Source organism: Streptosporangium sp. NPDC048886 (assembly GCF_055586905.1).
The window spans coordinates 70,074-91,394 of record NZ_JBVJHH010000035.1; the positions used below are offsets into that span (position 1 = coordinate 70,074).

The 21,321-nt window shown below is 71.1% G+C and carries 22 protein-coding genes; 15 read left to right on the forward strand and 7 right to left on the reverse strand.

Translation table 11 applies throughout. From position 1 onward, the window contains the following. Positions 1-15: 15 nt before the first annotated feature. Together ACZ6R6_RS35075 and ACZ6R6_RS35080 are read right to left on the reverse strand one after the other, a co-directional pair. On the reverse strand, positions 16-1,065 hold the full coding sequence (locus ACZ6R6_RS35075; RefSeq protein WP_470100714.1) for an NAD-dependent epimerase/dehydratase family protein: 1,050 nt from the start codon (positions 1,063-1,065) through the stop codon (positions 16-18). 514 nt (positions 1,066-1,579) lie between these two features. Further along, positions 1,580-2,164: a TetR/AcrR family transcriptional regulator gene (locus ACZ6R6_RS35080; protein WP_470100716.1), complete on the reverse strand. Its 585-nt coding sequence runs from the start codon at positions 2,162-2,164 to the stop codon at positions 1,580-1,582. A gap of 85 nt (positions 2,165-2,249) precedes the next feature. Between ACZ6R6_RS35080 and ACZ6R6_RS35085 the strand changes: the two genes are divergently transcribed. Then, on the forward strand, positions 2,250-3,077 hold the full coding sequence (locus ACZ6R6_RS35085) for an alpha/beta fold hydrolase (RefSeq protein ID WP_470100718.1): 828 nt from the start codon (positions 2,250-2,252) through the stop codon (positions 3,075-3,077). Positions 3,078-3,119: 42 nt separating this feature from the next. Here ACZ6R6_RS35085 and ACZ6R6_RS35090 read toward each other — a convergent pair whose 3' ends face one another. Continuing rightward, a complete protein-coding gene (locus tag ACZ6R6_RS35090) occupies positions 3,120-3,872 on the reverse strand; it encodes a DUF4097 family beta strand repeat-containing protein (RefSeq protein WP_470100720.1) in 753 nt (250 codons plus the stop codon). Positions 3,873-4,014: 142 nt separating this feature from the next. Here ACZ6R6_RS35090 and ACZ6R6_RS35095 point away from each other — a divergent pair, with 142 nt between their 5' ends. Beyond that, positions 4,015-4,299 carry a DUF427 domain-containing protein gene (locus ACZ6R6_RS35095; protein ID WP_470100722.1) on the forward strand — a complete coding sequence of 95 codons (285 nt, stop codon included), beginning with the start codon at positions 4,015-4,017 and terminating at the stop codon, positions 4,297-4,299. Positions 4,300-4,439: 140 nt separating this feature from the next. On the opposite strand, the gene ACZ6R6_RS35100 is transcribed toward ACZ6R6_RS35095, so the two are convergent. Together ACZ6R6_RS35100 and ACZ6R6_RS35105 are read right to left on the reverse strand one after the other, a co-directional pair. Continuing rightward, positions 4,440-5,627, reverse strand: a complete 1,188-nt coding sequence (locus ACZ6R6_RS35100) for an FAD-dependent monooxygenase (protein WP_470100724.1) — start codon at positions 5,625-5,627, stop codon at positions 4,440-4,442. A 128-nt stretch (positions 5,628-5,755) separates the two neighbouring features. Continuing rightward, the gene (locus ACZ6R6_RS35105) at positions 5,756-6,568 is read right to left on the reverse strand and encodes an SAM-dependent methyltransferase (protein WP_470100726.1); all 813 of its coding nucleotides are present in this window, start codon (positions 6,566-6,568) and stop codon (positions 5,756-5,758) included. A 239-nt stretch (positions 6,569-6,807) separates the two neighbouring features. Here ACZ6R6_RS35105 and ACZ6R6_RS35110 point away from each other — a divergent pair, with 239 nt between their 5' ends. The 8 genes from ACZ6R6_RS35110 (at position 6,808) to ACZ6R6_RS35145 (ending at position 13,581) form a co-directional block, all read left to right on the forward strand. Continuing rightward, complete coding sequence (locus ACZ6R6_RS35110) at positions 6,808-9,123, forward strand: phosphoketolase family protein (RefSeq protein WP_470100728.1); 2,316 nt, start codon at positions 6,808-6,810, stop codon at positions 9,121-9,123. A gap of 43 nt (positions 9,124-9,166) precedes the next feature. Further along, positions 9,167-10,036: an alpha/beta fold hydrolase gene (locus ACZ6R6_RS35115; protein ID WP_470100813.1), complete on the forward strand. Its 870-nt coding sequence runs from the start codon at positions 9,167-9,169 to the stop codon at positions 10,034-10,036. A gap of 29 nt (positions 10,037-10,065) precedes the next feature. Further along, positions 10,066-10,164: an LPXTG cell wall anchor domain-containing protein gene (locus tag ACZ6R6_RS35120; protein WP_470100730.1), complete on the forward strand. Its 99-nt coding sequence runs from the start codon at positions 10,066-10,068 to the stop codon at positions 10,162-10,164. A gap of 78 nt (positions 10,165-10,242) precedes the next feature. Then, complete coding sequence (locus tag ACZ6R6_RS35125; RefSeq protein WP_470100732.1) at positions 10,243-10,431, forward strand: hypothetical protein; 189 nt, start codon at positions 10,243-10,245, stop codon at positions 10,429-10,431. Beyond that, complete coding sequence (locus ACZ6R6_RS35130; protein WP_470100734.1) at positions 10,424-10,771, forward strand: hypothetical protein; 348 nt, start codon at positions 10,424-10,426, stop codon at positions 10,769-10,771. The genes ACZ6R6_RS35125 and ACZ6R6_RS35130 overlap by 8 nt, the downstream gene beginning before the upstream one ends. A 68-nt stretch (positions 10,772-10,839) precedes the next feature. Continuing rightward, entirely contained in the window at positions 10,840-11,793 is a 954-nt protein-coding gene (locus ACZ6R6_RS35135; protein ID WP_470100736.1) for a TIGR03557 family F420-dependent LLM class oxidoreductase, read from the forward strand. 89 nt (positions 11,794-11,882) lie between these two features. Continuing rightward, positions 11,883-13,064, forward strand: coding sequence for a zinc-dependent alcohol dehydrogenase (locus ACZ6R6_RS35140; protein WP_470100737.1), 1,182 nt, complete (start codon positions 11,883-11,885; stop codon positions 13,062-13,064). Positions 13,065-13,107: 43 nt separating this feature from the next. Further along, positions 13,108-13,581 carry a hemerythrin domain-containing protein gene (locus ACZ6R6_RS35145; RefSeq protein WP_470100739.1) on the forward strand — a complete coding sequence of 158 codons (474 nt, stop codon included), beginning with the start codon at positions 13,108-13,110 and terminating at the stop codon, positions 13,579-13,581. Positions 13,582-13,691: 110 nt separating this feature from the next. Here ACZ6R6_RS35145 and ACZ6R6_RS35150 read toward each other — a convergent pair whose 3' ends face one another. Further along, complete coding sequence (locus ACZ6R6_RS35150; RefSeq protein ID WP_470100740.1) at positions 13,692-13,979, reverse strand: Fe-S cluster assembly protein HesB; 288 nt, start codon at positions 13,977-13,979, stop codon at positions 13,692-13,694. Between the two features lie 150 nt (positions 13,980-14,129). Next, positions 14,130-15,518 carry an FAD-dependent oxidoreductase gene (locus ACZ6R6_RS35155; RefSeq protein ID WP_470100742.1) on the reverse strand — a complete coding sequence of 463 codons (1,389 nt, stop codon included), beginning with the start codon at positions 15,516-15,518 and terminating at the stop codon, positions 14,130-14,132. A gap of 458 nt (positions 15,519-15,976) precedes the next feature. Here ACZ6R6_RS35155 and ACZ6R6_RS35160 point away from each other — a divergent pair, with 458 nt between their 5' ends. The 5 genes from ACZ6R6_RS35160 (at position 15,977) to ACZ6R6_RS35180 (ending at position 21,261) form a co-directional block, all read left to right on the forward strand. Next, entirely contained in the window at positions 15,977-16,171 is a 195-nt protein-coding gene (locus ACZ6R6_RS35160) for a hypothetical protein (RefSeq protein ID WP_470100744.1), read from the forward strand. 147 nt (positions 16,172-16,318) lie between these two features. Next, positions 16,319-17,692, forward strand: a complete 1,374-nt coding sequence (locus ACZ6R6_RS35165; RefSeq protein WP_470100745.1) for an ABC transporter substrate-binding protein — start codon at positions 16,319-16,321, stop codon at positions 17,690-17,692. Positions 17,693-17,762: 70 nt separating this feature from the next. Next, a complete protein-coding gene (locus tag ACZ6R6_RS35170) occupies positions 17,763-18,680 on the forward strand; it encodes a carbohydrate ABC transporter permease (RefSeq protein ID WP_470100747.1) in 918 nt (305 codons plus the stop codon). A gap of 16 nt (positions 18,681-18,696) precedes the next feature. Continuing rightward, complete coding sequence (locus tag ACZ6R6_RS35175) at positions 18,697-19,680, forward strand: carbohydrate ABC transporter permease (RefSeq protein ID WP_470100749.1); 984 nt, start codon at positions 18,697-18,699, stop codon at positions 19,678-19,680. 39 nt (positions 19,681-19,719) lie between these two features. After that, on the forward strand, positions 19,720-21,261 hold the full coding sequence (locus ACZ6R6_RS35180) for a glycoside hydrolase family 13 protein (protein WP_470100751.1): 1,542 nt from the start codon (positions 19,720-19,722) through the stop codon (positions 21,259-21,261). Positions 21,262-21,321: the final 60 nt, after the last annotated feature.

The window sequence follows — 21,321 nt, forward strand, 5'->3', positions numbered from 1 at the left end:
TTCCTCCCGCGCCGGCTACGGCCGGCCGCCGACCCCGCTCGACACCTCGCCGATCCGCGCCGGGCCGCCGGCGTGGGACGACAGGGGCGGGGTGTCCATTCCCGCGGCGGAGCGCAGGCCCTCCAGCAGCTCCCGCAGCGCCTCGACCGCCGTGTGGCGGGGCTGCCAGCCGAGCTCGGTGCGGGCCCGGGTGACATCCATGATCGGCACTCTGAGCACCAGGTCGACCAGGCCGGGCGCGGCCGGGACCAGGCGCATGTGCCAGGCGAGGGCGGCGGTGTTCCTCAGCACCCAGCCCGGGACGGGCACCAGCCGGGCGTCGAGCAGCTCGGCCAGCACGGACGGTTCGATCACGGGGTCGGCGGCGAGGTTGAAGGCGCCCGAGACCGGCCGGGTGACCGCCAGGCGGTAGGCCTCGCCGGCGTCCTCGGCGTGGAGCGCCTGGAACATGAGCCCGGGGGTGTCGGGGACGAAGGGGATCAGTCGCGGCCGCACCAGCCGCTGCGGCACGAACGGCCCCCCGAACAGCCGGCGCTGCTCGGTCGCCGCCTCCCGCTTGAAGATGAAGCCCGGCCGCAGCCGCACGACCCTGGTGTCCGGGTGGTCCCGCTCGAACACGTCGAGCAGGCGCTCCACGTACGCCTTCTCCCTGCCGTAGGCGGCACCCGGCCAGCCGTGGGTGGGCCACTCCTCGGTCACCGGCCGGTTCTTCGGGCCGGGGGAGTAGGCGCCCACCGACGAGGCGTGGACCACGACGGGGACGTTCTGCTCCGCCGCGGCCTCGAAGACCCGCACACTGCCCAGAACGTTGACCCGCCAGGTCGCCACCGGGTCGCGGGTGGGCTGGAACAGCCACGCCAGGTGCACGACCGCGTCGGCCCCGGCGAAATGCGGCGCCAGGTCGCCGGTGGAGACGTCCACGGCGTGCCAGGTGGTCTTGTCCGGTTTCCAGTCCGGCAGCCGGCGGGCCAGGCCCACGATGGATGTGACGTTCTGGTCGGAGGCGAGGGCGGACACCACGCTCGTGCCCACGTTCCCGGTCGCGCCGACGACTACTACACGCATGTGTACCGCCTGCCCGCGACGGGACCGCCGAACCGCCGCCGACCAGGGCTTTGCCGTACGGTGCCCTTTCCGGCCCGGGGCGCCCGGTACCGGGCCGTGACGCCTGCCGTGTCCCCGGCGCGGATCGCGCTCCCGCCCGGGCCTGCTCCTTGGCGGTGTCCGCCACCTCTGCCGCGGCGGCTTTGGCCTGCTGACCCGTTCCGGGCGGGGCCTGATGCTCGTTCTGCTGGCGCGAATGCGTCCCTACCCCGGTAGGAAACTCACTCATCGATGCCTCCGAAGGGTCCTCGTCCTCGAGTTCCGAGGATGAGGTGGCGTTATCCGTGCCGGACCCCCGCACCTGCAAAAACGCAAGAAGATATCCTGTCCCGGGAATTGATTAACATAATTATGCCTAAGATGCTAAATTTCGCTAATCAGCTAAATTTCGGCGGGATATATCTCAATCGGCAGATAATTCCCGATCATTACTAATAGCGGGAATAAGGTATTTCTAGGCATGGGTCCGTTCCGCCTACTCGCTCCGGCGCGCGTCCACGGCCTCCCGCACCGCGGCGACCAGTGCCGCCCCCGCGATCTCCAGGGGCTGCGTGCTCCGCATGGCCCGGCTGAGGACGAAGGCGCCCTCAAGGGAGGCCAGCAGGGTGACGGCGAGCTCCCGGGCCCTGCCGTCGGGGATGCCGGCCTGGCCGAAGCGCTCGGCCAGCCCGCCGATCCAGCTGTCGAAGACGTCGGCGGTGGCCCGGCGCAGCACCTCGTTGGTGCCGGCCACCTCCAGGGCGATCGTGGCGATCGGGCAGGCGTCGGCGTAGTCGGTCTCGCGCAGCGTCTCGGCGGCCCCGGCGAAGAAGTCGCCCACCGCGGTCACGACGTCCGGCGCGGGTGTGAAGACCGCGTCGAGCAGTTGCAGGTAGAGGCCACCCGACCAGCGGATGACCACGTCGCCGAGCTGTTCCTTCCCGCCGGGGAAGAAGTGGTAGATCGAGCCGAAGGGGGCGTCCGCCTGGGCGACGATCTGCTTCAGGCCGGTGCCCGTGTATCCCTGACGCCGGAAGAGCTCCGCGCCGGCGTCGACGATGCGATCTCTGGTGCTGGCCACTGGGGCTCCTCGTCTCCGTCTTCGCCTACGTAGCCGATCATATCTAAGATGTCGCTAGAGCGATCTATCAAATCCTGGAGGCTCCATGCGCCACGTACGGCTGTCGGCGGGGACCATCGCCTACGAGGACACCGGCGGCGACGGCCCGGTGGTCGTCCTGGTGCACGGCCTCGGCATGGACGGCTCACTCTGGCGGCACGTGGTCGCTGACCTGAGCCCGGAGCATCGCTGTGTCGTCCCGACCCTTCCGCTCGGCTCCCATCTGCGGGCCATGGACCCCGGCGCGGACCTGTCCCTGCACGGCCACGCCCGCATCCTGGCGGAGTTCGTCGAGGAGCTGGACCTGCGCGAGGTGACCCTGGTGCAGAACGACATCGGGATCGCCCTGGTGCTGGCGGGCGAGCGCCCCGAGCGCGTGGCCCGGCTGGTCCTGGCCGCCTGCGAGGCGTTCGACAACTACCCGCCGGGCCTGCCGGGCAAGGCCCTGGTCCTGGCCGGGCGGCTGCCGGGCGGTCTGAATCTCATCTACCAGCCGCTGCGCCTGCGCGCGCTGCGCCGCCTGCCCTACGGGACGATGTCCAAGCGGCCGATCCCCCATGAGATCACCGACGCCTGGTTCCGCCCCCTGTTCAGCCGCCGGGACATCCGCCGCGACCTGACCAAATACCTCCGCTCCGCCAGACGGCATCAGTTGGTCGAGGCGACCGGCCGGCTGCGCTCCTTCGACCGTCCGGCGCTCGTCGTCTGGGCGGTGGAGGACCGCGTCATGCCCCGGGAGCACGGAAGGCGGTTGGCGGAGCTGCTGCCTCAGGGCCGGCTGGTCGAGATCTCCGACAGCTACACCTTCATCCCGGAGGACCAGCCGGCCCTGCTGGCCGAGGCGATCCGGGTGTTCGTCAAGGACACGCCCTGACATCACGGCCCGCGCCGCCTCCCGCGTCTCCGGCCGCCGGCCTCAGCCCTGCCCGGTCTGCCGTACGCGGACGTCGCCCTCGCCGGAACGCGCGTTCAGCGAGCGCGGGGCGGCGGAGGCCCGGGGCACGCGTGAGGTGGCCCTGCCATCCTTGCTGGAGACCGTGACGCGGTAGGCGTCGCCGGTCCTCGGCACCACCACGTCGACGGTCCCGCTGCCGGAGACGGCCTCCACCCGGCTGGGGACCGTGGCGAAGTACAGGGCGATGAGGCCGTCGGACGAGCGCGCCGTGACGTCGGAGGAGCCGATCCGCCGCGCGGTCACCTTGCCGATCCGGCTGACCAGGCGCATCGGTCCGGAGACGGCGTCGGTGCGCACGTCGCCGCCGCGACTGGTGGCGTTCAGCGCCCGGGTGAGGCGGACGGCGCTCACGTCGTCGTCGCCGTCGACCTCGACCGCCACGCCCGGCGGCACCTTGACCGTGTACTGGGAATCGCAGTCGATCACGATGCCGGAGCAGACGGCGCCCACCGTCAGGGTGCCGCCTTTCAACGACCACGACGCGTTGCCCTCGTCGGCGGCCTTGCCCTTGAGCCGCCGGTCGACCTGGAGCGTGCCGGCGACGCCGGGTTCGAGGCGGACCGGCGTGCCCGCCGCCCTGATCACCAGCTCCGCCGCCGAGTAGGGGAACTCCCGGGAGTCGTGCCGCTCCCGGCCGATGGAACCGAGGCCGCAGCCGGCGGTCGCCAGGAGGACGAGGCCGGCCGTCATCAGATGTGGGGTTCGGAGATTCACGCGCCCAGCCTCGCCGTGGCGCTTCCCCGGGGGCATCGGCCGTTCGGCCGACCGGCGGGCGGAACCGGCCGGGAAGATCGGCCGTTCGGCCGGAGTCCCCGCGGCCCGCGCGCCGGGAGGCCGGATGTGCCAGCCTTGGTGCATGGCAACTGCGCGCTGGAACGGCGAGATCATCGCAGAGAGCGACGAGACCCGGGTGGTGGAGGGCAACCACTACTTCCCCGTCGAATCGGTGTCCCCGCAATACCTGAAGCCGTCGGAGACCACCACGGTCTGCCCCTGGAAGGGGACGGCGAACTACTACACGCTGCAGGTCGACGGCGCGGACAACCCCGACGCCGCCTGGTACTACGCGGAACCCAAGCCGGAGGCCGCCCACATCAAGGGCTACGTGGCCTTCTGGAAGGGCGTGGAGGTCACCGGCTGACAGGCCGGGCCAGGGGCCGGAGGCGGTCCGGCCGTCGATGGGCACCGCCGGCGTCACGTGACGCCGGCGGTGCCGTGTCTCCGGCCAGGTCTTCTGCCGGCTCTGCCGGGTCTCCGGCCGGCGCCCGGCGGCCGGAGGGGTCAGTGGACCAGGTCGGCCTCCAGGTCGTGGCCGTAGATCCAGGAGTTCTGCCGCAGCGGGTCGCCGCCGGCGAAGGACGCGTCGCGCTCACGCTGGGCGGGGCCGTCGGGCAGGTGGTTGTGCACCTCCCGGCCGCGGCTCATGAGCTGGACCTGGGATGCCCGGGGCCGGCGGATCTCCTCATAACGCAGCAGCGCCTGCGCCGCCGTCTCGCGCGTGGCCCCCCGGAGGCAGGCCGCCAGGACCGCCGCGTCCTCGACCGCCTGGCAGGCGCCCTGCCCGAAGAAGGGCAGCATCGCGTGGGCGGCGTCACCCAGGAGGGTGACCCGCCCGTCGGTCCAGCGCTCCAGCGGGCTGCGGTCGTACAGGGCCCAGCGCTTGGTGCCGGTCGCCGAGGCGATCAGCTGCCCGAGCCGGGGGTCCCACGTCTCGAACTCCCGCGCCAGGTCCTCGACCCGGCCGTCGGCCGTCCACGACTCGATCCGCCAGTCGCCGGCCGGCACGATCGCGACGACGTTGACCAGGCGTCCCCCGCTGATCGGGTAGTGGACGAAGTGGCGGCCCGGCCCCAGCCACAGCGAGTGCACCGGCCGCAGCGCCAGCTCGGGCGCGTTCTCGGCCGGGACCAGGCACCGGTAGGCGCACAGGCCGGAGAAGCGCGCCGGCTCCTCGGCGACGACCGCGGGCCGGACGGCGGAGTGGATCCCGTCGGCGCCGACGACCGCGTCGGCGACCACCGTCGTCGTCCCTCCCCGTCCGTCGGTGAGGACCAGCTCGACCTCCCGGCCGTCCTGCCGCAGGCCGGTCAGCCGCCGGTCGAGCCGTACCGCGTCCTCGGGCAGCGCCTCCAGCAGCATGGCCAGCAGGTCGGCCCGGTGCGCGACGTAGCAGTCGGTGCCGTACAGCCGCCGGCACTCCTCCCCCATCCGCTGGGAGAACAGCACCCGCCCGTCCTGCCAGCGCCGGAACTCCCAGGCCGTCTCCAGGGCCACCGCGGACTCCGCCAGCCGTTCGCCGAGCCCGGCCCGCACCAGGGGGCGGACCATGTTGGGGGCGACGACGATGCCCGCCCCCACCTCTCGCAGGTGGGTGGCCTGCTCGTAGACGGTGGCCTCGACGCCGGCCTGCCTCAGCAGCAGGGCGGCGGCCAGGCCGCCGAGCCCTCCTCCGACGATGGCGATCTCCACTTCCGGCTTCCTCTCCTCGGGCGGGGTCAGGCGGTCGAGTCCTCGGGCGGGCTCGAGCGCGCAGAACGTGAAGATCTTTGTACACTCCGCCCGGATCCGGTAGACGCCCGCGGTCCGGACGGCCCGCGTTACGCCAGGCGGCCCACGGCGCCGTCGACCCTGAGCTGCGGCAGCTCGGGGCGGAGGAGCGGCGGGAGGTCGTCGCAGCCGCGCCAGTCCTGCACGGCCACCAGACCCGGCTCCACCAGCTCGAACCCGTCGAGCAGCGCGAGCACCCGCTCGCGGGAGCGGAAGGTCGGCTGGGTGGGGGAGCCGGCCGTGGCGGCCGTCAGCTGGGCCACCGCCTCCGGTGAGCTCTCGGCCATCGCGTGCGAGAGCGCCAGGTGGCTGCCCGCGGCCATGCGTTCCCGGAAGGCGGCGATGATGCCGGCCGGGTCCTCGGCCTCGGTGACGAAGTGCAGCACCCCCACCATCAGCACGCCGACCGGCTGGGCGAAGTCGATGAGTTCGGCGACCCGCGGGTCGCCGAGGACGGCGCCGGGACGGCGGATGTCGGCCTGGACGCTCGCCACGTTCTGGTCGAGGGCGAGCAGCACCTCGGTGTGCAGGTGTACGACGGGGTCGTGGTCGACGTAGACCACGGAGGCCGGAGGGCCGATCTTGCCGGCGACCTCGTGCACGCTGGGCGAGGTCGGTATGCCGGTGCCGAGATCGATGAACTGCCGGACGCCCCGCTCCGCCATGAGGCGCACGGCCCGGACCAGGAAGTCCCGGTTGGCCCGGGCCACCAGGCGGGTGTCGGGCGCCACCGCCAGCAGCCGCCCGGCGACGGCCCGGTCGACCCTGAGATTGTCCTTGCCGCCCAGGAGGTAGTCGTAGACGCGCGCGGAGCTCGGCACGTTGGGGTCGACGCCTGGGGGAACGCGCTCCAACTCCGTCACCGGGAGGTCTCCTTCGTCGGCCGAACCGGAAAGTGATCCTACTGGAAGCGCTCCGTCGGCGATCAAGGCGGTCGCCGCCGGGGGCCGGACCATGACCGGAGGAGCTGCCAGGCCGTGACCGGGAGGGCGGCCGGGCCCCGGACCGCCGCGCACGCCTGCCCCGTGGCCGTCGGGCCGCACCGGAACGGAACCGGTGGCCCGGATGGTTTGAATCCCGCACCGGAGGAACTGTCGGAGGTATGGATGCACTCGCGCACATCGACGCCTACTGGCGGGCGGCCAACTACCTGTCGGTCGGCCAGATCTACCTGTTGGACAACCCGCTGCTGGAGGAACCGCTCCGTCCCGAGCACATCAAGCCCCGGCTGCTGGGCCACTGGGGGACCACCCCCGGGCTGAACTTCTGCTTCGCGCACCTCAACCGGATCATCCGGGAACGCGGCCAGGACATGATCTACATCGCCGGCCCCGGGCACGGCGGCCCGGCGGCGGTCGCCCACGCCTGGCTGGAGGGCTCCTACACCCACAGGTATCCGGAGGTCGGGCAGGACGCCGAGGGCATGCGCCGGCTGTTCCGGCAGTTCTCCTTCCCCGGCGGCATCCCCAGCCACGTCGCGCCCGAGGTCCCGGGCTCCATCCACGAGGGCGGCGAGCTCGGCTACTCGCTGGCCCACGCCTACGGCGCCGCCTTCGACAACCCCGGTCTGGCCGTGGCCTGCGTGATCGGCGACGGCGAGGCCGAGACCGGGCCGCTGGCCGCCGGCTGGCACTCCAACAAGTTCCTCGACCGCGAACGCGACGGCGCCGTCCTGCCGATCCTGCACCTGAACGGCTACAAGATCGCAAACCCGACCGTCCTGGCCCGCATCCCCGAGGAGGAACTGGTCAAGCTCATCGAGGGCTACGGCTACCGCCCGCACATCGTCTCCGGCGACGATCCGGCGGTCATGCACGGGCTGATGGCCGAGACCCTCGACACGGCCTTCGACGAGATCGCCGAGTTCAAGGACGGCCGTGCCGAGCGGCTGCCGATGATCGTGCTGCGCACGCCCAAGGGCTGGACCGGCCCGCGCGAGGTGGACGGCCTCCCGGTCGAGGGCACCTGGCGGGCCCACCAGGTGCCGCTGTCGGAGGTCCGCCAGAACGCCGAGCACCGGGCGATGCTGGAGGAGTGGATGCGCTCCTACCGGCCGGAGGAGCTCTTCGACGCCCAGGGCAGGCCCGTCGCGGAGATTCTCCGGACCGTGCCCGAGGGGCCGCGTCGGATGAGCGCCAACCCGCACGCCAACGGCGGTGAGCTGCTCAAGCCGCTGGTGCTGCCCGACTTCCGCGACCACGCCGTCGAGGTCAAGTCCCCCGCCGCCCAGCCGAGCGAGCCGACCAAGGTCCTGGGCCGCCTCCTGCGCGACGTCATCGCCGCCAACCCGGAGAACTTCCGGCTGATGGGACCCGACGAGACCGCCTCCAACCGGCTGTCGGCGGTGTTCGAGGCCACCGACCGCGCGTGGGACGCCGAGATGCTGCCGACCGACGAGAACCTCGGCCCGGGCGGCCGGGTCATGGAGGTGCTCAGCGAGCACCTGTGCCAGGGCTGGCTGGAGGGCTACCTGCTGACCGGCCGACACGGCCTGTTCAACTGCTACGAGGCGTTCATCCACATCGTCGACGCGATGTTCAACCAGCACGCCAAGTGGCTGGAGTCGTCCCACAAGATCGCCTGGCGCCGTCCGGTGGCCTCGCTCAACTACCTGCTCTCCTCGCACGTGTGGCGCCAGGACCACAACGGCTTCAGCCACCAGGACCCCGGCTTCATCGACGTGGTGATGAACAAGAAGGCGTCGGTGGTCCGGATCTACCTGCCGCCGGACGCCAACACCCTGCTCTCGGTCGCCGACCACTGCCTGCGCTCGCGCGACTACGTCAACCTCGTCGTGGCCGGCAAGCAGCCGGTGCTCGACCTCTTCCCGATGGAGGAGGCGATCGCGCACTGCACCCGCGGCCTGGGCATCCTGGAGTGGGCCTCCACCGACGCGGGGGCCGAGCCCGACGTGGTCCTGGCCTGCGCCGGTGACGTGCCCACCCTGGAGACCCTCGCCGCCGCCGCGCTGCTGCGCGAGCACCTGCCCGAGCTGAGGGTCCGGGTGGTCAACGTCGTCGACCTGATGCGGCTGCAGCCGCCGTCCGAGCATCCGCACGGCATGTCCGACGCCGAGTTCGACACCCTGTTCACCGCCGACCGGCCGATCATCTTCAACTTCCACGGCTATCCCTGGTCGATCCACCGCCTGACCTACCGGCGGCACGGCCACCACAACATCCACGTGCGCGGCTACAAGGAGGAGGGCACCACCACCACCCCGTTCGACATGGTGATGCTCAACGACATCGACCGCTTCCACCTGGTGATGGACGTCATCGACCGGGTCCCCGGCCTGGGCGCCAGAGCGGCGCACCTGCGCCAGCACATGTCCGACGAGCGGCTGCGCGCCCGCGCCCACACCCGCGAGTACGGCGAGGACCCGGCGGAGATCCGCGACTGGAGCTGGCCGTACTGAGCCGGTCACACCGGGCCGGTCACACCGGAAAGGAACGGTGAGGATGTTCGAGGGCTTCAAGGAAGAGCGGGTGGGCACGGGTGAGGCCGAGCTGTTCGTGCGGCACGGCGGCTCCGGGCCGCCCGTGCTGCTCCTGCACGGCCACCCCCGCACCCACGCAACCTGGCACCGCGTCGCGCCGCTGCTCGCCGGGGACTTCACCGTGGTCTGCCCGGACCTGCGCGGCTACGGCAGGTCGTCCAAACCGGCGACCACCGCCGACCACGAGCCCTACTCCAAGAGGGCGATGGCCCGTGACTGCGCCGCGCTGATGCGCGTGCTCGGCCACGGGCGCTTCGCCGTCGTGGGCCATGACCGGGGCGCCTATGTGGCCCAGCGGCTGACCCTGGACCACCCGGACATGATCACCCGTCTCGTCGTGATCGACGGGGTGCCGATCGGCGAGGCGCTGGCCCGGGCCGACGCCAGGTTCGCCGCCGCCTGGTGGCACTGGTTCTTCCTCGGCCAGACGGCCAAGCCCGCCGAACGAGTGATCAACGCCGACCCCGACGCCTGGTACGGCGGGACCCCGGAGGCGATGGGCGCCGAGGCGTACGAGGACTACCGGCGGGCGATCCACGACCCGGCCACGGTCCACGCGATGTGCGAGGACTACCGGGCCGGACTCGGCCTGGACCGGGCCGCCGACGACGCCGACCGCCGGGCCGGCCGCCGGATCGCCTGCCCCACGCTGTTGCTGTGGGCCACCGGCGACGACATGGAGGCTCTCTACGGGGACCCGCCGGCGATCTGGCGCGGCTGGGCCGACGACCTGCGCGGCGCGCCGATCGGCTCCGGCCACCACGTCGCGGAGGAGGCGCCGGCCGAGCTCGCCGCCGAACTGCTGCGCTTCCTCGGCGGGCCCCATGTCTGACGGGCGGCTCACCGGGTAGGCGACGACACGTGACGGATGAGGGACTGGTGTTGCTGATGGCGTGGGGCCAGTTCGCCGCGCTGCTGGGCGCGCTGGCCTACTTCCTGCTGAGGCGGCGGCGCCCATGAGGGCCGCCGGGAGGGCGCGGCCCGGTGCGAGGGCGCGGCGCGCGGAGGGCGCGCGTCGGAGGGGTGCCGGGGCGGTTGATGGTCGCGGTGACGGAGCTGCTGCGGTCGGAGGAGGACCCCCGGCCCTACCGGATCGACATGGCCGAGGTGACCGCGATAGGCGGTGCGGTGAAGGTGACCCGCGGCCACCGGCCGCTCCGGCTGGAGCGCTGGACGGCCGAGCACGTCATCTCCAGGATCCCGGGGGCCGGCCATGCGGATGAGTGAGCTGATCGGCCGCGTCGTGCACGACGCGGCGGGCGAGGTGGCCGGGCAGGTCGCCGACGTACGGCTCAAGCAGGACGGCCCGATGCTCGGCCAGGTCCAGCACGCCTTCGCGGTGGACGGTTTCGTCATCGTGCCCCGGCACACCGGGCAGCTGTTCGGCTACGAGCGCGCGGTGGCCGACCACGGCCCCTGGCTGGTCCGCGCGCTCGTCCGCGGGCCCCACCGGCACAGCGTGTTCGCCTCCTGGGAGCAGGTCGCCGACCTGGACGGCGGGCAAGTACGGCTGCGCGTCCAGCGGGACGCGCTCACCCCGCTACGGGAGATGGCCAGGTGGGAGTGATCCGTTTGCGCCCGTCACAGAGGGTATGAGGGCGTCGCTGCACCTCAAGGAAGCAGGAGGGGGCGAAGATGCCCAAGTTCGGATATTTCCTTTCTTGCGAGGAACACGGCCCCAAGGAGCTCGTACGGCAGGCCAAACGTGCCGAGCAGGCCGGGTTCGAGGCCCTGTGGATCTCCGACCACTTCCATCCGTGGCTGGACGTGCAGGGCAACAGCCCGTTCGTCTGGTCGGTGATCGGCGCGCTGGCCGAGGCCACCTCGCTGCCCATCACCACCGCGGTCACCTGCCCGCTGGTCCGCGTCCACCCCGCGATCGTCGCCCAGGCCGCCGCGACCAGCGCGGCGCTGACCGGTGGCCGCTTCCAGCTCGGAGTGGGCACCGGGGAGGCCCTCAACGAGCACATCATCGACTCCCGCTGGCCTCCGGCGTCCGAACGCCTGGAGATGCTGGAGGAGGCGGTCGAGCTCATGCGCGAGCTGTGGAGCGGCAGGCTGGTGACCCACCGCGGCGCCCACTACGACCTCGACACCGCCCGCCTCTACACGCTCCCCGACGAGCCCCCGCCCGTCTATATGTCCGGTTTCGGGGAGAAGTCGGTGGAGCTGGCCGGCCGGATCGCCGACGGCTACATCAGCACCGGCCCGAGCGCGGAGCTGGTGGAGAAGTTCCGCCGGGCCGGCGGGGAGGGCAAGCCCGTCCAGGGCGGCCTGAAGGTCTGCCACGCCGCCGACGAGGCCGCCGCGCGCAAGACCGTGCACCGGCTCTGGCCCACCCAGGGCATCAAGGGCGAGGCGTCGCAGCTGCTCCCGCTGCCCAGGCACTTCGAGGAGCTGGCCGAGTCGGTGACCGAGGAGGAGGCGACCGCCTCGACGCCGTGCGGGCCCGATCCGGAGATCCACGCGCAGGCGATCAGGGAGTATCTCGACGCCGGCTTCACCGAGGTCTACATCAGCCAGATCGGTGAGGAGCAGGACGCCTTCTTCGACTTCTACGCCAAGGAGGTCCTGCCCCGGGTGCGCTGAGCGCCCCGACACCCGGTGGCGCGCGTCTCCGTCCGCCCGCACCACCCCGAGATCCCCGCCCACCCGCACCACCCCGAGAGGAGAAGATCATGAAGGCTCTCACCTGGCACGGCAAGCGCGACGTACGGGTGGAGGAGGTCCCGGACCCGGCCATCAAGGAACCGACCGACGCGATCGTCAAGCTCACCACCACCGCGATCTGCGGCTCCGACCTGCACCTGTACGAGCTCCTGGGGCCGTTCATGGGCGAGGGGGACATCCTCGGCCACGAGCCGATGGGCATCGTCGAGGAGGTCGGCGCGGAGGTCACCCACATCAAGCCCGGCGACCGGGTCGTCATCCCCTTCAACATCGCCTGCGGCCACTGCCCCATGTGCGACATGAAGCTGTTCGCCCAGTGCGAGACCACCCAGGTCCGCGACCAGGGCATGGGCGCGGCGCTGTTCGGCTACACCAAGTTGTACGGCGAGGTGCCGGGGGCGCAGGCGGAGTACCTGCGGGTCCCGCAGGCCCAGTTCGGCCCGGTCAAGGTCCCCCAGGGGCCGCCGGACGAGCGTTTCGTCTACCTGTCCGACGTGCTGCCCACCTCCTGGCAGGCGGTGCGGTACGCCGACGTCCCCGACGGCGGCACGGTCGCGGTCTTCGGGCTGGGGCCGATCGGGCAGATGTCGGCCAGGATCGCCAAGCACCTCGGCCACCGGGTCATCGGGATCGACGGGGTCCAGGAACGGCTCGCGATGGCGCGCAGGCACGGCGTGGAGGTGCTGGACGCCTCAGTGACCGACGACGTCCCCGAGGCGATCCGCGAGCTGACCGGCGGGCGGGGCCCCGACTCGGTCATCGACGCGGTGGGTATGGAGGCGCACGGCTCCCCGGTCGCCAAGCTCGCCCAGACCGTCACCGGGATACTGCCCGGCGCGATCGCCGCCCCGCTGATGTCCACCGCGGGAGTGGACCGGCTCGCCGCCCTGAACCAGTCGATCGAGGCGGTACGGCGCGGCGGCACGATCTCGGTCGTCGGCGTCTACGGGGGCATGGCCGACCCGATGCCGATGCTGAGGATGTTCGACAAGGGCATCACCCTGCGGATGGGCCAGGCCCACGTCAAGCGCTGGATCGACGACCTGATGCCGCTGGTGAGCGACGACTCCGACCCGCTCGGGGTGATGGACCTGGCCACCCACCGCCTCCCGCTGGAACAGGCCCCGCACGGCTACGAGATCTTCCAGAAGAAGCAGGACGGGGCCGTCAAGATCCTGCTCACCCCGTAGACACCACCCCACGAATCCACCGGGATCCACCAGAGAGGAAGACATGGACGCCATCGTGCTCCTGAAGGACGACCACAAGACCGTCGAGAAGCTGTTCAAGGAGTTCGAGAAGGCCGGAGACGGCGCGCACAAGAGGAAGCGGGAGATCGTCGACAAGATCATCGAGGAGCTCACCGTCCACGCCCACATCGAGGAGGAGATCTTCTACCCGGCGGCCCGCGAGGGTGCTCCCGGCACCACCGACCACATCCTGGAGAGCGTGGAGGAGCACCACGTGGTGGTCTGGATACTCTCCGAGCTGAAGGGGATGGACCCCGCCGACGAGCGGTTCGACGCCAAGGTCACCGTCCTGATGGAGAACGTGCGTCACCACGTCAAGGAGGAGGAAGAGGACTGGTTCCCCAAGGTGCGCGAGGCGATGGGGCGCAAGGTCCTCCAGGAGATCGGCGAGCGGATGGAGAAGGCCAAGGCCGGAGCGCCCCGCGAGCCGCTCGCGGTGAGCAGCGCCGGTAGCTGACCCGCCGCGCCCCGGCGGCCCGGCGCCTGGTCCGGGACGCCGGGGCGTTCGGGGCGTCAGGGCCTGCGCCCCGGCCGATGAGGCCGGGGCCGCGCATGTCTCGGCCGGGGTCAGGGGTGTTGTTCGGTGACCATGAAGGCCACCGATCCTCCCTCGTCGATGTCCGCGTCGAGGGCCTTGTCGTCGAGCATGTCCGCCGCGGTGGGATCCAGGAAGATCCTGGCCCCTTCCGACTCGACCACCTTGTCGTCGGTCTGCGGTCCGTCCACCACCGACAGCAGCAGGGACCCCGAGCCGTCGGCCTGTGAGGAGATACGGACACCGGTGTCGGTGGATTCGGCTACCTGAGAGCTGAGGTCCCGGATCACCTGGGCCGCGGTGTCGGTCAATGTGAGCATTGTGACTCCTTGTCGGGATCGGGTTGGGATTCTTCGCCCTTTCCCGCTCTGAACCAGCCCAACCATGCCCCTCCAGATTTCCCTTCTCGAGGCCGGAGTGGCCCCGGGAAGGGATGGAAGGGGCCGTAACGGAGCCCCCGGCCTCAGGTGTCAGGCACGCCCGCCGAGCCGCTCGACGCGTTCGGCCGTCTTGCGCGCGGCGATCAGCACGGGGTCCCACACCGGGGCGAACGGGGGAGCGTATGACAGGTCGAGCCCGGTCATCTCCTCCACGGTCATCCCGTGCCAGACGGCGACGGCCAGGACGTCGATGCGCTTGGCCGCGCCCTCCCGCCCGACGATCTGGGCGCCCAGGAGCCGGCCGGTCCGGCGGTCGGCGATCATCTTGGTCCGCATCTCCCGCGCGCCGGGGTAGTAGCCGGCGCGGGTGGTGGACTCCACGACCTCCTCGACCGTCTCGAACCCGGCCTCGGCCGCCTCGGCCGTGGTCAGGCCGGTCCGCGCCACCTCGTACTCGCAGATCTTCGACACCGCCGTCCCGACCACGCCGGGGAAGCTCGCGTACCCGCCGCCGATGTTGATGCCCGCGGCGCGCCCCTGCTTGTTGGCGTGGGTGCCGAGCGCGATCGCGACCGGCCGCCGCGAGACCAGGTGGAAGGTCTCCACGCAGTCGCCGGCCGCCCAGACCCCCTCGGCCGCGGTGCGCATCCGCCGGTCGGTCCGGATCCCCCGGGTGCCGCCGACCGGGACGCCCGCCGCCTCGGCCAGGGCCGTGTCCGGGTGGGTGCCGAGACCGAGGACGACCAGGTCCGCTTGGAGGCGCCGGCTCCCGGTGTGGACCGCGACCACCCGCCCGCCGGACTCGGAGAAGCCCTCGACGCGCTCGCCGAGGAACACCTTGACCCCCAGGCCGCGCAGGGCGTCGGCGACCAGGGCGCCCATGTCCGGGTCGAGCGTGCCCATCGGCTGCTCGCCCGCGTCGATGAGCGACACCTCCAGCCCCCGCCGGACCAGGGCCTCGGCCATCTCCAGCCCGATGTATCCGGCGCCCACCACCACGGCGCTGCGCGGACGGCCGGGCTCGGGGGCCTCCAGGGCCCGCAGCAGGGCGATGCCGTCGTCGAGGGTCTGCACGCCGTACACGCCCCCGGCCCGCGCGCCGGGCAGATCGGGGCGGTGCGGCAGGCCGCCGGTCGCGATGACGAGCTGGTCGAACGGCTCCCAGTAGCGGCGTCCGGCCTGGTGGTCGTGGACGGCCACCGCCCGGCGGCCGAGGTCGATCTCGGTGACCTCGCTGCGCAGCCGCAGGTCGATGGCCAGGTCGTCGCGGAAGACCTCGGGCCGCCGCGCGATCAGATCCTGCGGACCGGAGACCTCCCCACCCACCAGATAGGGGATCCCGCACGCGGAGTAGGAGGCGTGCCGGCCCTTCTCGAAGGCGACTATCCGCAGGTCCCGCGGATCGCGCCTGGCCCGCGCCTGCGACGCCGCGCTCAGTCCGGCGGCGTCGCCTCCGATCACCACCAGCCGTTCCGTCATGTCTCTCCCGTCCTCGTGGCCTCCGCAGGTAGGGACTTCCTCCCCGGGCCGGTCTCAAACGGTGCGGCCGGGCGGCGGATCGGTGACCGGCGCCGGGGCCGCCGCCATGACCGGGGGAGCGAGGTTGCCACCCTGGCGGGGAAGCGGAATCGGGCGATGGCCTCACTGCGGAATGACAGCCAGATATCCGCAATGTTTCATCATGATGCCACAAAAAATTGGCTGACCTAGGTCATTTCAGCAAGAAGGGTCTCTGTCAACCTGGATCGGTCCGGCGCCTCCTGTAGTGGGCGGGCCTCCGAAAAAGTATCGGAAACCCATTCCAGGCCAGATGGTCACAGCCGGCCGGGCGGGGGACACCGCCCTGCGGCACCCTGAGGCGCGTGCGCCTGGGCGGTGCGACATTCGACCGCAAAAGCTATGCAAATTTTTGCGAAGCATGTCGTATGGTTGCGGCCATGATGCGCAGGCTTGCCGAGGTGGCCGAGAAGATCGGGATGGTGCTGGGCTCTCCGGACCACATGCCCTCGCGCCGCAAGGTGGAGGCGTTCTCCGCCTACGCCGCGGCCCACGGCCTGGAGTGCGCCGAGGACTCCCGTCGAGGGGGGTCCACGCCGCCGCCCCCGGTCGGCCGCAGGCCCGTGCCGGCCTGACGGCCGCGGTGGCCGGCCGCGGCCCGGGAGCCCCGGCACAGCGACGGATAGCTCACTGTCACTTTTTTGCATCACGTATGACGAGCTCTTGCTGGGTCCTGCGCGTCTCTATATGTTTCTCGCAACCGACCCGCCAAGGAGTCCCCCATGAAACCCCGCAACCTCTCGATGCTGCTCGCCGCGGGCATCGTCCTCACCGCCGCGGGTTGCGGCAGTGACAGCGGTGCCCAGAAGGCCGCCGACACCAAGCCGGGCACCACGGCCGCCGACGCCCCGGTCACGATCACCGTGGGCTGCCAACCCCCCAAGAGCAATCCGCTGGAGCGCACGGCGTGGGACGAGGACGTCGCCGCGTTCCAGAAGCTGCACCCGAACATCACGATCGAGAGCAAGGACGCCTTCCCCTGCATCAACCCGGACACCTTCCAGGCCAAGCTGGCCGGCGGCACGATGGAAGATGTCTTCTACGTCTACTTCACCGACGTCCAGAAGATCATCGCTGCCGGTCAGGCGGCCGACATCAGCCCGTATGTCAGCAGCGTCACCAGGCTGGGCGACCTGCGGCCCGACGTCATGAGCGTCTTCAAGAACGGTGACAAGACCTACGGCCTGCCCAGGACCAACTACTCCACCGGCCTGGTCTACAACCGCAAGCTGTTCACCCAGGCCGGCCTGGACCCCAACAGCCCGCCCAAGACCTGGGCCGAGGTGCAGGAGGCGGCCAAGAAGATCGCCGCGCTCGGCCCCGGCCACGTCGGGTTCGGCGAGTACAGCGCGGGCAACACCGGCGGCTGGCACTTCACCGCGTCCCTGTACGGCCGTGGCGGCGAGATGGTCGGCCCCGACGGCAAGACAGCCGCCTTCAACAGCCCCGAGGGCAAGGCCGTCCTGGAGAATCTCAAGAAGATGCGCTGGACCGACAACAGCATGGGCGCCAAGCAGCTCCTGCAGTGGGAGGACCTGATGCGCATGATGGGCGGCGGCAAGCTCGGCATGATGATCGGCGCCCCCGACGTCGTCCAGTCGGTCAACAACGACTTCAAGGGCAAGTTCGACGACTACGGCGTGACGGCGCTGCCGGAGGCCAAGGCCTCGCTGAGCGGCGGCGACGGCTACCTGTTCAACCCCAAGGCGACGCCGGAGAAGATCAGGGCCGGTCTCCTCTGGCTGGAGTTCCACGAGCTGACCCCGGACCAGGGACAGTTCGACTACGAGCGGAACAAGGGCCAGGGCCGTCCGGTCGGCCTGCCCACCCCGGACCTGTACGGCGACACCGCCCCCGGCAAGCAGATCGTCGAGACGCGCAAGAAGTTCGCCACCGTGCCGGTGGAGCACTTCGCCCCCTACGCGGAGGCCTCCGCGACGATCCAGAACAAGATCGAGCCGCCGAAGGCCCAGGAGCTGTACGCCATCCTCGACGTGGCCATGTCGGCGGTGCTGACCAGGCAGGACGCCGACATCGACCAGCTGCTCGCCGATGCCGAGGCCAAGGCCAACAAGGTGCTGGCCAAGTCCAGCTGACCCCTCCGGTACCCGGGGTGCCGGCCCGTCGGCCGGCACCCCGCCAGACGTCGAGATCGGAAGTCGACCGATGACCACAATGACCGTGAAGGGATCACGGCGCCGGAACCCGGGGGGGTTCCGGCGCGGCCTGCGGCGTAACCTTACGGCCTACGGATTCCTCTGCGGGGCGCTGATCTGCTTCGCGTTCTTCTCCTGGTACCCGATGGTGCGGGAGATCATTCTCAGCTTCCAGCAGACGAACTTCGTCGACGAGCCCACCTGGGTGGGGCTGGACAACTTCCGCACGGTGATCGACGACTCGGCCTTCGCCGACGCCTGGATCAACACCGCCGCGTTCACCGGCCTGGCGCTCGCCTTCGGCTACGTCGTGCCGTTCGTGGCGGCGATCATCCTCAACGAGCTGCGGCACGCGAAGGCCTACCTGAGGTTCGTGGTGTACCTGCCGGTGATGCTGCCGCCGGCCGTCGGAGTGCTGCTGTTCAAGTGGTTCTACGACCCGGGCCCCGGCCTGTTCAACCAGATCCTGGACCTGGTGAACATCCCGGCGCTGAGCTGGCTGGACTCCACCGACACCGCGCTGATCTCCCTGGTGGCCGTCTCCACCTGGATGAACATGGGGACCGGGACCCTGATCTACCTCGCGGCGCTGCAGAGCATCCCGGGCGAGCTGTACGAGGCCGCCGAGCTGGACGGGGCCGGCCTCTTCAAGCGGGTCTGGCACGTCACGATCCCGCAGACCAAGCTCATCCTGCTGGTGATGCTGCTGCTGCAGATCGTCGCCACCATGCAGGTCTTCATCGAGCCGTACCTGATGACCGGCGGCGGCCCGGAGAACGCGACGCTCACCGTCGCCTACCTGATGTACCAGTACGCCTTCAACTTCGGCGACTTCGGCGCCGGCGGCGCGCTGGGGCTGATGCTCATGATCGTGCTGATGGTGTTCTCCGCCTTCTACCTGCGTATCTCGCGGGACAACCAGAGCTAGGGAGGCTGTAGCACCCATGTCGGACGTCACCGTTCAACCGAGCCCCCCGACTCCGGCCCCGCGGCCGGAACCCACTTCCAGCAGAGCCCGGCGCGGCGCCCGCAGGCGGCCCGAAGAGGTCACGCCGCAGTTCCGCGGCGTGGTCTCCCCGCACACGCTGAAATCCCCCCGCGGACGGGTGATCTACTGGATCGTGCTGGTCGCGGTGGTGGTGAGCTTCACCGCGGCCTTCGTCTTCCCGCTCTACTGGATGGTCACCGGCGCGCTGAGGTCGCCCGAGGAGCTGGCCCAGATGCCGCCCGGCTTCTTCCCCGAGTCGCTCGACTTCGAGGTCTACGCCGAGGCGTGGGACCAGCTCAACCTGGGCCGGTTCCTCGGCAACACACTCCTGTACGCCAGCGGCGCCCTGCTGTTCACGCTGGCCGTCGACGTCACGGCCGCCTACGCCCTGTCCAAGCTGCGGCCCGTGCTGGGCAAGCTGGTCCTGGGCATGATGCTGGCCACGCTGATGATCCCGCCGATGGTGATCCTGCTGCCCGCCTACCTGACGGTCAAGGATCTGCCGATCTTCGGCTGGGACCTGCTGAACACGCCGTGGGCGATCTGGCTCCCCGCGGCGGCCAACGGGTTCAACGTCTTCCTGCTCAAACGCTTCTTCGACTCGATCCCCAGGGAACTGCTGGAGGCGGCCCAGATCGACGGCGCCTCCCCGGCGCGGATCCTGTGGTCGATCGTGCTGCCGGTGTCCCGGCCGATCATCGGCGTGGTGTCCATCCTCTCGGTGGTCACCTGCTGGAAGGACTTCGTCTGGCCGCTGCTCGTGCTGCCGGACAGCGAGAACATGTCCATCAGCGTGGGCATCGCCTCACTGTCGGCCCAGATGCCGCAGAACGTTCTCATCGCCGCACTGGTGATCGCCAGTCTGCCCGCCATCATCGTCTTCTTCGTCTTCCAGCGCAGCATCATGGCCGGCCTGACCGCCGGCAGCCTCAAGGGCTGACCTCGTCACCCACCTTCAATCACAAGGAGTTGTCCCAGCATGTCTGAAACGTGGTGGCGGGGAGCCGCGATCTACCAGGTCTATCTGCGGAGCTTCGCCGACGGCAACGGCGACGGGATCGGCGACCTCGCGGGCCTGCGGGCCCGCCTGCCGTACCTCTCCGGCCTGGGAGTCGACGCGATCTGGCTCAACCCCTGGTATCCCTCACCGATGGCCGACGGCGGCTACGACGTCGCCGACTACCGTGACATCGAACCGTCCTTCGGCACGCTCGCCGAGGCGGAGAAGTTCATCGAGGAGGCCCACGAGCTGGGCATCCGCGTCGTCATCGACGTGGTGCCCAACCACAGCTCCGACCGGAGCGCGTGGTTCCAGGAGGCGCTGGCCGCCGGACCGGGGTCGGCGGCCAGGGAACGGTTCTGGTTCAGGGACGAGCCGGGCGACTGGAAGTCCATCTTCGGCGGCCCGGCCTGGACGCAGGTCCCCGACGGGCAGTGGTACCTCCACCTGTTCGCGCCCGAGCAGCCCGACTTCAACTGGACCAACCCGGAGGTCCACCAGGAGTTCCACGACGTGCTGCGGTTCTGGTTCGACCGCGGCGTCGACGGCATCCGGATCGACTCGGCCGCCGTGCTGGTCAAGGACTTCGACGGCGGCGACCCCGACGGCTACACCGACCTCCCCGAGGTGCACGAGGTCTACCGGAGCTGGCGGCGCCTGTCCGACGAGTACGACGGGCGGCTCCTGGTCGGCGAGGTCTGGTTCCCCGACCAGGAGCGCTTCGCCCGCTACCTGCGCCCCGACGAGCTGCACACCGCCTTCAACTTCGACTTCCTGGGCTGCCCGTGGGACCCGGCCGCGCTGCGTGAGTCGATCCGGCAGACCCTGGCCACGCACCGGCCGCTCGGCGCCCCGGCGACCTGGGTGCTGTCCAACCACGACGTCGCCCGGGTGGTCACGCGGTACGGCAGGGCCGACACCTCCTGGGACCACGGCGACCGCCGGGACGGGGCGCCCTCCGACCTCGAACTCGGTCACCGCCGGGCCAGGGCGGCGGCGCTGCTAGCCATGGCCCTGCCCGGCAGCGTCTACGTCTACCAGGGCGAGGAGCTCGGCCTCGCCGAGGTCGACGACATCCCCGACGAGCTCCGCCAGGACCCGATGTGGCACCGTTCCGGGCACACCGTCCCGGGCCGCGACGGCTGCCGCGTGCCGCTGCCCTGGTCGGGAGACGAGGCGCCGTTCGGCTTCGGCGCCGGGCCGTCGTGGCTGCCGCAGCCGGAGGCGTGGAAGAAGGTCACCGTCGAGGCCCAGGGAGCGGATCTGGGCTCGATGCTCAACCTCTACCGCGCCGCCCTGCGCATCCGCCGCGAGGAGCTCGGCGACGGCACCATGAGCTGGATCGACGCCGGCGACGACGTGCTGGCCTTCACCCGCGAGTCCGGCCTCACCTGCGTGGTCAACCTCGGCGCCGGGCCGGTGGGACTGCCGCCCCACGACGCCGTGCTGCTGGCCAGCGGCCCGCTCGGCGACGCCGGGGAGCTGCCGTCCGACACCGCCGTCTGGCTCCGCACGGCCTGACCGGAGCCCGCCGCGGGGCCGGGGCGCTCCGCCGTACCCGGCCTCCGCCGCCCGCCCGAG